At 42.6% G+C, this 4453-nt stretch carries 5 protein-coding genes and 1 pseudogene; all 6 read left to right on the top strand.

All coding sequences use genetic code 11. From position 1 onward, the window contains the following. On the top strand, window positions 1-532 hold a 532-nt coding region (locus AC1DUA_RS33475; protein WP_477503841.1), incomplete at its 5' end, for a LacI family DNA-binding transcriptional regulator. Between the two features lie 126 nt (window positions 533-658). Then, window positions 659-1911 (top strand): annotated as a pseudogene (locus tag AC1DUA_RS33470) (ABC transporter substrate-binding protein). Window positions 1912-2024: 113 nt separating this feature from the next. Further along, entirely contained in the window at window positions 2025-2663 is a 639-nt protein-coding gene (locus AC1DUA_RS33465) for a carbohydrate ABC transporter permease (RefSeq protein WP_477503840.1), read from the top strand. A 12-nt stretch (window positions 2664-2675) separates the two neighbouring features. After that, window positions 2676-3497, top strand: a complete 822-nt coding sequence (locus AC1DUA_RS33460) for a carbohydrate ABC transporter permease (RefSeq protein WP_477503839.1) — start codon at window positions 2676-2678, stop codon at window positions 3495-3497. A gap of 35 nt (window positions 3498-3532) precedes the next feature. Further along, a complete protein-coding gene (locus AC1DUA_RS33455; RefSeq protein ID WP_477503838.1) occupies window positions 3533-3829 on the top strand; it encodes a hypothetical protein in 297 nt (98 codons plus the stop codon). Continuing rightward, the coding region (locus AC1DUA_RS33450) for a hypothetical protein (RefSeq protein WP_477503837.1) at window positions 3813-4453 on the top strand (641 nt) is incomplete at its 3' end. The genes AC1DUA_RS33455 and AC1DUA_RS33450, both read left to right, overlap by 17 nt.

The raw sequence follows: 4453 nt of genomic DNA, 5'->3' as shown, positions 1-4453 counted from the left end.
AGATGATATGGGGGGGGCTTATACAGCTACAGTGCATCTAATACAGATTGGCCGAAGGAGAATTGTACATATTACAGGTCCATTAGACCATCAAGAAAGCATTGATCGGTTAGAGGGGTACAAGAAAGCTCTCTTGGATAATAAAATCCACTACGATGAAGCTTTAATTATTGAGAAGGACTTCTCTAGAGAGTCCGGATACGAAGCTGCAGCGGAATTAATGCGTAAACAAATCGATTATGATGCCATTTTTGCAGGAAATGATCTTATGGCAATTGGTGCATTGAAATTTTATAAAGAAAACAAGATTTCGGTTCCAGGTGATGTGTCCGTTGTAGGTTTTGATGATATTGATATGGCAACAGTTGTCAGTCCCATGCTAACAACGATTCATCAGCCCATGCGAGAGATTGGTTATGCGGCTGCGGAGAAATTGATCGCCTTCTTAAATAACCAAGAAGTAAAGGAAAAAAGAACGATTATGTCTACACATCTAATCATTCGCGAATCATGCGGTGCAGATATGCCATAAGCGCTTTTTTTTTAAATTAATTTAAATCGATTTAAATTTGAAGGGAAGTGATGTGGATGTAACGATGGCTGCCCAAGGTGTCAACGAATAGGGGTCTCTTACATTTAACCAAACAGGAGGAATAATATGAGCAACCTTTTAAAAAAACGATTATGGGTGAGTTCGTTCGTATCTGTTTTGACTTTATCCGTTGTCCTGACAGCATGTGGAGGAAGTAAAGAAGCTTCTGGACAAAAAGTAACGTTAACATATTGGAATGGATTCACGGGCCCGGATCGTCCGGCTTATGAGGAACTAGTCAAACAATTCAATGATAAGCACCCCAATATTCAAGTTACGATGGACATTTCTCCATGGGATGCACTCCTTGCCAAATTACCTACATCACTTGCTTCGGGGCAAGGTCCAGATATTGCCTCTTTCGATTCTGCGCTAATCCCGCAATATGCCAAGGGCAACTTGATTCTTCCGGTAGATGATATATATGGGACGGGGATCGACCAAAAGGTCATGGCGAAGAGTTTAGTTGATGCAATGAAATATAATGACAAGTTATATGCAGTGCCGGCCAATACAGCAACGTTATTAATGTACTATAACAAGGACCTATTCAAAGCTGCAGGGATTACCGCTCCTCCTACGACGTGGGCCGAATGGCAGGATGCTATTCTTAAAACAACAAAAACGAACGGCACGGATAAACAATATGGGCTTGTGCTCGCTGATCATGCAACAATTCCGATGTGGCCTATTCTCATCTGGGGTAACGGTGGAGATATTCTTTCTTCCGATCACAAGAAATCCATGTTAAACGACAGCAAAACTGTGGAAGCGCTTAAAATATGGGCTGACCTAGTCGCTAACAAGGGGATTTCTCCCGTTAATCTCACGGGTGGAGATGCTGATAAAATCTTCGCATCTGGCAAAGCGGCCATGGTCCTTGGATGGCTGGTGGATTAAGCAGCCTGAACTATGGCGTTGCACCGGTTCCGGCGGGCCCGGCAGGCAAGGCTACACTTGCGAATGCAGTTGCCATGGTTATCGGGAAAAACTCTAAGCACAAAGATGAGGTTTATGAATTCATGAAGTTCTGGAACAGTGCAGATGCACAAGCGTATCTATCTTCTAAAAGCGGATTCCCGCCAACGAGAACAGTTTTAAACGATAATGCGCAGGTAAAATCGAATCCACTCATTCCTCAATTCGCAGCGGTCGCAGATGATTCTAGATTTTACCTAGCAGGAGTAGAACAGTTTAGCAAAATAGACAGCGATATCTTTACTCCGGCTATTCAAGCGATTACCAACAATAAAGGTACCGTAGAAGCTACAATGGCAGATGCAAGTAAGAAATTGGATGCCCTTTTATCAGGCAAATAGTTCATAGCAGTGTGAAAAAGCACCTTACGGACTGGTGCGAAAACACCAGTTCGATAGGGTGCTTATTATGTCGGTTATGTTTAAGAGTGAGTAACCCGGTTAGGGAGGTAGTTATGACAAGCACACGCATTAACAGAAAACCTTTGATAAAACAAAGCCGGGCAGCCTTTTTCTTTTTACTGCCAACTGGATTACTATTATCGTTATTTGTATTTTGGCCAATTATGAATTCGTTCTGGTTGAGCCTTCATCAATGGAGTTTGCTGGAACCAGTACACCCATTTATAGGATTAAGTAACTACATGAAATTGATGCAGGATGAGCGGGATACGACTTGGGCGATGCCTGTCGTTATTCTAATTGCTATTTGGAAAAATGTCGGATTCAATATGGTCATTTTTATGGCAGGCTTGCAAGGAATTTCTGTATCCTTATATGAAGCTGCAAAAATTGACGGCGCTAACACGTTCCAAAAATTTTGGCATATTACATTGCCGTCCTTAAGGCATACTACGCTGTTTGTGATCATTATCTCCATCATTGCATCATTCCAAGTGTTTGATCAGGTGTTTGTTATGACGCACGGAGGTCCCTTGTTCAGTACGGAAACCATCGTTTATTACATTTACCATCAAGGCTTTGAATTGCTCGATATGGGATATGCCTCTTCGGCGGCTTGGATCTTGTTTATTTTTGTATTTTTAATCACATTAACTCAACTGAAGTTGTTTAACTACAATGAAACCGACTAGGGGGTACTGGATATGAAGGTAACTTTAACCCGCAATTTCCAGTATCTTATACTTATTGCGGCAGCAATCGTCATCGCTTTTCCTTTCGTATGGATGGTGCTAACATCATTTAAGCCAGAGAACGAAATTGTACATTTTCCACCTACTTTGCTTCCATCCAAGATGAACATAGACTCCTATATCCATGTCTGGAGTAGGATTCCGTTTCTGGTGTCTTTCAAAAATAGCGTTATTTTCTCGTTCAGTGTTACCTTGATCTCTCTCCTGTTTGACTCCATGGCCGGTTATGCGTTTGCCAGACTTTCGTTTAGAGGAAGAAATAAGCTATTTCTTCTTGTGCTGGTTGCATTGATAATTCCCGTCCAGGTAACAATTATTCCGTTGTTTATCATGCTTAGCCATTTGGGCTGGCTCAATACGTTTGTGGGTTTAATTGTCCCGCGCGCTACGAATGCATTTGGCATTTTTATGTTAAGACAGTTTTTTGTAGGTTTACCCAAAGAGTTGGATGAAGCAGCAAGAATAGACAGATGCTCTGAATTTAGATTATATTGGCAAATCATTTTACCTCTTGCTAAGCCCGCAATTGCGAGTCTGGCGCTGTTCCACTTGATGTACAACTGGAACGATTTATTGTGGCCATTAATTATTACTAGTACCGAGGATATGAGAACGCTGCCGGCTGGACTTGCTTTATTTATGGGGCAGCATGTTGTGGAGTATGGCATTTTAACTGCTGGGGCTGCGATTGCTACCGCACCGCTTGTTATTGCCTTTTTATTTGCACAAAAGTATTTCATTCAAGGTGTTGCATTTACCGGCTTAAAAGAATAGAGAAAAGAGCTGACGGAAAAGGAGAGAACGACTGTATGGACAAATTACATCCTTGGGTTTGGGCTGTAGGAATCGAGAATACCTTCATCGGTCAAACGGCCAGGGGCGAAAGGGTTCTAGATGAATTCGAAATAACGCAGCATTATCGATTCTGGGAAGAGGACTTAGATCGAGTGAGGGCATCGGGAGCTGCCATGATTCGTTATGGTGTTCCCTGGTATCGGATTGAAACGAGCAAGGGAGTGTTCGATTGGTCATGGACAGAGTGGAACTTGGCCGCCATATCTAACAGGCTTGCTGGGTTTTGCCTTACTTATGAATCAGTTATGTAAGGGAATCATCCTAACGGTTCAGAATTTAAAGCAAGTCGACCCAGATGCGGTGATGGTGCATGTGGAGGCTTCAAAGAAGTATATAGCCGGAGATGAATCCTATACCGAGGAAACCCATTTATGGAATGAAATTCGGTTTATCATGTGGGAGCTTATACAAGGTCGCATTCAGCAGGACCATCCTTTATACAAGTGGGTACTGGATCACCATTTGAGCCAACGTGATTTAGAATGGTATGCAGAGAATCGGATTGATCTAGATATTGTCGGAGTCAATTATTATCCGCAATTTTCCTTGAATGTGATTGGCAAAGAGACGGCCGAGCAAGGACAGATTCCAAGTGTGGTGATGGGTTCAGCCGAGGATATGATCGATATAGCCAGGGATCTGTATCAACGATACAAGAAACCCATTTTCATTACGGAAACCAGCTATAATGGCRGCGTAGAACAACGAGTTGCTTGGTTGGAGGATCTCATTCGTGCAAGCTGGAAGATCAGTGAGGAGGGAATTGAGCTTTATGGCGTAACGTGGTTTCCTTTTCTGGATATGGTGGATTGGCCTTATCGGACGAATGGGTTATCGTTTCAAGAGAATCTGGCTACCTTCGGTCTATACAGTTT

Source organism: Paenibacillus sp. 01T422, assembly GCF_056398785.1.
The sequence above is the reverse complement of the archived record's forward strand: the minus strand, read 5'-3'. Positions and strand labels throughout refer to the sequence as shown.

Excerpts from the sequence above, each read along its gene's own strand:
- AC1DUA_RS33465 (WP_477503840.1), top strand. The coding sequence starts at position 2,025 with ATGACAAGCACACGCATTAACAGAAAACCTTTGATAAAACAAAGCCGG.
- AC1DUA_RS33460 (WP_477503839.1), top strand. The coding sequence starts at position 2,676 with ATGAAGGTAACTTTAACCCGCAATTTCCAGTATCTTATACTTATTGCG.
- AC1DUA_RS33455 (WP_477503838.1), top strand. The coding sequence starts at position 3,533 with ATGGACAAATTACATCCTTGGGTTTGGGCTGTAGGAATCGAGAATACC.